The sequence below is a fragment of the Streptomyces silaceus genome (assembly GCF_001419745.1).
Classification (GTDB): domain Bacteria; phylum Actinomycetota; class Actinomycetes; order Streptomycetales; family Streptomycetaceae; genus Streptomyces; species Streptomyces silaceus.
Map to the genome: position 1 here is coordinate 1 of NZ_LIRJ01000110.1, position 4,433 is coordinate 4,433.

At 72.7% G+C, this 4,433-nt stretch carries 4 protein-coding genes; 2 read left to right on the top strand and 2 right to left on the bottom strand.

What is annotated here, in order from left to right; genetic code table 11:
- A partial coding sequence (locus tag AOK22_RS12575) for an EamA family transporter (RefSeq protein ID WP_208606392.1) occupies nt 1-541 on the top strand: 541 nt, incomplete at its 5' end.
- Nucleotides 523-987 carry a DUF2000 domain-containing protein gene (locus AOK22_RS12580; protein ID WP_055698701.1) on the top strand — a complete coding sequence of 155 codons (465 nt, stop codon included), beginning with the start codon at nt 523-525 and terminating at the stop codon, nt 985-987. The genes AOK22_RS12575 and AOK22_RS12580, both read left to right, overlap by 19 nt.
- Nucleotides 988-1,828: 841 nt before the next feature.
- On the opposite strand, the gene AOK22_RS12585 is transcribed toward AOK22_RS12580, so the two are convergent.
- Both AOK22_RS12585 and AOK22_RS43705 read right to left on the bottom strand, forming a co-directional pair.
- Nucleotides 1,829-2,302: a hypothetical protein gene (locus tag AOK22_RS12585; protein ID WP_157872226.1), complete on the bottom strand. Its 474-nt coding sequence runs from the start codon at nt 2,300-2,302 to the stop codon at nt 1,829-1,831.
- 276 nt (nt 2,303-2,578) lie between these two features.
- Nucleotides 2,579-3,913, bottom strand: a complete 1,335-nt coding sequence (locus AOK22_RS43705) for a hypothetical protein (RefSeq protein WP_055698703.1) — start codon at nt 3,911-3,913, stop codon at nt 2,579-2,581.
- Between the last annotated feature and the right edge of the window lie 520 nt (nt 3,914-4,433).

A 4,433-nucleotide genomic window follows, 5' to 3' on the forward strand; every position in this document is an offset into this window, starting at 1 on the left:
GCTGGGGGCGGGGGTGGTCTCGGGGATCTGTTTCGGTCTGTACACCGTGTGCGCCAAGAGGCTGGCCGCCGACTACCCCGGCGTACATCTGCCGGCGGTGTCCGCTCTCGCGCTGCTGCTCGGCGCTCTGCCGCTGGTGCCGTGGATGGTCACCGGCATCCACCTCCTCGGGCAGCCTGTCGCGCTGGGCCTCATCGCCTGGCTGGGGCTGGCCGCCACCGCGCTGCCGTACTGGCTGTTCTCCGTCGGCATCGCCTCCACCAGTGCGGCGGCGGTGGGCACGCTCTGCCTTGCCGAACCCCTCACGGCGTCCTTCCTGGGTGTCTTCGTCCTGCACGAGCACCTCACCACGACCGCCGTCCTGGGCAGCCTGCTCGTGCTGGGTGCCCTCGCCGCCGCCTGTCTGCCCGCGCCCCGGGCCCGGCCCACCGGCGCGCTGCTGGCCGGGCCGGCCACCCCACCGCCTCGCGCGCCTCAACCGTCTACCTCACCCGTCACTCACCCCGCCCAGGAGGTTCCGCAATGCCCGCACCCGAACTGACCACCGACGACATCCGCAGCGACCTGTCCACCCGGCACGCGAAGCTCAAGTGGGTGATCGTCATCGATGACGCCCTGCCCGCCGGGCGGCAGGCCAACGCCGCCGCCTGCATCGCGGCCGCCATGGGCCGGCAGCATCCCGCACTGCTGGGGGCAGATGCCGAGGACGCCGACGGGTTCCTCCACCCCGGACTGCCCTGGGCCGGCTGCTCCGTTCTGGCCGCCGATTCCGCGACGCTGCACGCCCTGCGCACCAAAGCGGCCGGCAAGGAAGACGTCCTCATCGTCGACATGCCCGACAACGCGCAGCGGGTAAGGGTCTACGACCACTACCTGGAGCACGTCGCCGGCGCCAAGGCCACCGACCTCGTCTACTGCGCGGTCAGCCTGCTCGGCCCGCGCAGCCGCATCGACAAACTCGTCGGGAAGCTGCCGCTGCTGCGCTGACCCCGCCCGCCGTTCTTGCCCCGGGGACGGGGCGGGGCAGTTGCGGCTCTGGCATGTGTTGCGCCTGGTCGGCCTCGCCCCGGCAGCCGAGCCGGGGTCTGTGCAGCCCGAGCGATCGCGGCGGCCGTGGCCGCCGCGGTGGCACCGCCCCGTACCCGACGCACCGCCACCCAGCGCCGGGGCGTTCTTCGCCTGCGGTTCCCCCCTTCCTCGTACTCGTACCGTGGGTGAGGAGCGCCGGGGGTGTGCGGCGAGTGGGCGCGACGCCTGTGCCGCACTGTCACTCCTGGCGCGCAGCCCGGGACGACGCTGGCCAGGGGCGCGGGGCCCCAAGCGGTGGCGTTCGTGTACGAACCCGGCCTGGTCGTACCCGGGGACCGGTGCTGACGCGACATCAGGTCGCCTGACCCGGCCGGCCTGCCGGCCTGTGCAGCGGGGCCGGCCTCCTGGGTGGCTCCTGCTCGGGCCGCCCCGGCTTCTTCTGCCCGGAGGCTTCTTCTGCCCGGAGGCTTCTTCTGCCCGGAGGCTTCTTCTGCCCGGACCGGCCCCGGTCCGGGCCTCTGGCCGAGCGCTCCCCCCTGCGCGCAGGACGCAAGGACTGTCCGCCGGGGCCTTTGCGACCTGTGTGCCGGGCGCCCTGACGATGCCGGTCGGGCGCCCGGCCCGAACGGAATCGGAGCGGAGCGGAGCGGGGCCAGGGGGCGTCAGCGGCCGCAGACCGGGCCCCGATCCAGGCCGGCTCCTCAGCGCAGTGCGCTCCGTGCGTGTTGCGCGCCTCGGTGAGTCCGCGCAGGTTCGCGCGCACGTTCCGGACACCGGTTGAAAGGTTAAAGGAACAAGCTCAGTGAGTCGTCCATGCCTCCGGAGGGAGGAAGCTCACCGGCGCGTCCATGGCATCGGCGGGGAGGAACACCGGCCGCGTCAGCAGCCGGTCCCCCGCCCGCTGGACGCAGATCACCACGCCCAGGCTCCGTGATCCGGGTTCACCGAGATTCACGTAGAACAGCTCGGAGAAGGGCTCGCGGGTCTCGGAACGGCCGACGATCCACTGCTCGAGCTCCGAGGGCACCCGGCCGACCAACGCGGTGCCGTCCGCGACGACTTGAGGCCCCTTCAAGGCGTCGACCGCTATCCCCCGCAGCCGCTCCTCCAGGCCGTAGTAGAACATCAGCCCCAGCCCCCAGCACTCCCCCTTGACCGTGCCGTACCGGCCCCGCGACAGTGCCGCACGCGTGCAGTGCTGGGGGTTGCGCGCGATGCCGCCCAGCGCAGCGGTGACCTCCTCGGGCCGCATCCCGAAACGCAGCGGCCCCACGCTCTCGAACGGTTCCAGCAACCACCGCCGCCGCCCGCTGTCCGGAAGCACATCCCACACACCCCACCGGTCGAACATTCACTCAACCCTTCATCCACGATCCCGGCCCCACCATCTGGCCTTCCGTACCCCGCCCCCGTGGCAGCAGGGCCGGGCCTGCTGTGGGGAGCGGAGCTGTGCCGCTCACAGCACGGGCATCCTGCAGAACGCCACTCCCCTCTGCCCCGCGGTCCGGGTGCCGCATGCGGCTTGGTCGCGGGGCAGGCGCACGGTCTGCTACGCGTGCTCGGAGGCCTGACGGCGGCGGCGCGTACCCGCGACCAGTACCGCTCCCAGGACAACAGCGGTGCCACTGGCGCCCAGCGTCCAACGGGTCGCGGCATCGGAGCCGGTCCGCGCCAACGCGCCCTCCGGCCCGGAATCGTGCTGCCTGCCGTCCACGAAGCCGGTGTCCGTCACCGTCCGGTTGTCACCGTCCGCCCTGGCAGCCCCCTGGCCAGGCACGGGAGCCCAGCTGCCCTTCCCGCCGCGGTCCGGCTCCTCACCGTTCCCGGCGGGTACGCCGCCACCGCCACCGGCACCGGCACCAGCGCTCTCGTGGCCCTTCTCCGGACCACTGCCACCGGGCTGCTGGCCACCGCCGGGCTGCCCGCCGTTGCCGGGCCGTTGCCCGTTCCCGGGCTGCCCGCCGTCCCCCGGCTTCTCCCCCTCACCGGGCTTCTCGCCGGCCCCGGGCTCTTCCTCCTCGCCGGGCTCACCGGGCTTCTCCCCCTCGCCCGGCTTCTCGCCCTCCTCGGACGGTGCGACGATCTTTGACTGCACCCAGTAGGACCCGTCCGACTGGACATCGTCTTCATTGTTGTCGTAGATGAGCGGGTTGATGAAGAAGTCGATGAGCGGGGCGTCCGCTCCTGCGCGGATGCGAACGGGGACGATCGTCCGGCCAGCCGGAATCGTGAACTTCGCCAGCAGGCCGAGGTCCTTGTCGTCCTGCTCGGGCCGGCTCAGGAGTCTCGCGTCACGCCATGCGCCGTCGATCTCGACCTGCACCCACACGACCTGCCCGCCCCCGAAGAAATCGAAGGAGTTGAGGGACATGTCGAGCCCCCAGTCCTCCAAGTCGTCGTGGGCGTTGTCGATGACGACAAAGAAGTCGGCCCAGTCGCCGCCCGCCACGATCGCATCCGGTACGCCCTCCAGCCTGACGTCCGGGACCACGTCGGCGCCGGCCTGCGCGCTGTGCGGAGCAGGGGCTGCCGTGGGAGACGCCGCCTCGGGAACCGCCGGAGCCTCCGCCGTCTCCGCAGCCTTGGGCGCGGTCGTCTCCAGGGCCTCGGGTGCCGCCGCGTCAGGAGCCTTGGGCGCCGCCGTCTCCGGAGCCCCGGAGGCCGTCGCGTTCGGAGCGGGCCGCGCCTCCTCGGCCGTCGGGACGGTCCCGTCGTTCGCCGAGTCGCCCTCCTCCTCTTCCGTCTCCCCCTCTTCTTCCGCGCTGCGGTCAGGAACCGTCACCGTCGTGTCGAGGGCGTCGTCCGCCATCGCGGGCGAGGCCCCGAGCATCGGCGGAGCCATCGCGACGGCGGTGGCGATCGCGGCCATGTACTTCAGTTTCACTACGTCATCCCTACATGCGGAGCGGTACGGCGCTGCTGGACCCAGCCTCCGGGCCAGCGGCACACCGAAGTAGAGGTTTCCGGCTTATCAGCCCATAAGCCCTATCTATGGCTCTCTCGGGGGACGGCCCTGCCCGGCCTCGCGCATCACCTTCGATACGGGTCCGCTGCCCGGCGCGGTGCCGCACCGCGCCGGCCCAGGCGTCGCGGGGTCCGTCGGTGCCGGCCGCGGCGGACCCGGGCGTCACCAGCCCCGGCACGGTCGCCGCCAGACCCGGCACACCCTGCGCGCCGACGAACGCGCCGTCCATCTCCGACATGGGCCTCGCGACCGCCCCTCACCGGGCACGTGCCTGCCTGCGCGGACGCACTCGGTCCGTGCTGCTCCTCGCCTCAGGTGGCCCGAGAGGCAACGGGGCGGGAAGCCTGAAACGCCAGCCCAGCCGGCCCCGCCAGTCATCAGGTCGACGGGGCCGGCGGCGGGCGGTGGTAGTCGGTGGCGGCCCCGTCGACCTGATGAC